1 protein-coding gene is annotated in these 795 nt (G+C 48.6%); it reads left to right on the plus strand.

Going from position 1 to position 795, the window contains the following annotated elements; genetic code table 11:
- Nucleotides 1-192: 192 nt before the first annotated feature.
- On the plus strand, nucleotides 193-636 hold the full coding sequence (locus ABRP88_RS11375; RefSeq protein ID WP_284781949.1) for a hypothetical protein: 444 nt from the start codon (nucleotides 193-195) through the stop codon (nucleotides 634-636).
- Nucleotides 637-795: the final 159 nt, after the last annotated feature.

A 795-nucleotide genomic window follows, 5' to 3' on the forward strand; every position in this document is an offset into this window, starting at 1 on the left:
CGAAGGATCCCAACGACTCGACACCACAAACACCACCAATCAAGGTCAGGTGTTTCCACGATCCTTAGAATCCGCCAGGCGGATCTGAAAGCTCAATGGGACGCGGCACACCTTGACTAGGACTAACAGATGCTCGTGATAGCCCAGAATAAGGTTAGTTTTCAGTACGTGAACGATTGATAGGGTGTCTGCATGCGGTTGAATAAGCTTGCTATCAGTACTGTTTGCTTACCTTTAATGCTCGTAGGTTGTGGTGTGCAAGACCCTGAGCCCTCTGCAGAATCTGAGGCACCGAATAATGGCGATACTTCTCTGGAGAGTTTTGAGCCCCGTCCCTCAGACGCTCCAATACTTGGGAATGTTACGGCTGAAGGGGAGTGTGATCCGCAAGTGGTGAAAATGGATAACGAGAAGAATACGCCCCACATTCACTATGAAGGTCAACCCGGTGATGAATTAACCATCAAATATATGAATGGCGACGAAGTTGTGCAGGAGGATAGCGTTGAACTGTCCAGCACAACAACTAGTATCCAAACTGGAGCCAGTACCTATAACGGGGATTTGGACCGTGCTGAAATCGTTGCCAAAGGTCGCTCTGGTACCGATGGGACGTGTCATATCACCATTAAATAGTTGATATTCGCTGTTGAGGGAATTCTCTACCTTTAATCTCTTAGCAATCGACAAACCCAGATCCCGGGGTATCGGAATATTGAACGGTCAAGTCCGGTGGAGTGGTGTATCTGTCCTTCCTGAATCTGTGAATCGGGGGACAGTGTCAGGGTCGGTGTT

The sequence above is a fragment of the Corynebacterium sp. KPL2734 genome, from assembly GCF_040225595.1.
Classification (GTDB): Bacteria; Actinomycetota; Actinomycetes; order Mycobacteriales; family Mycobacteriaceae; genus Corynebacterium; species Corynebacterium rhinophilum.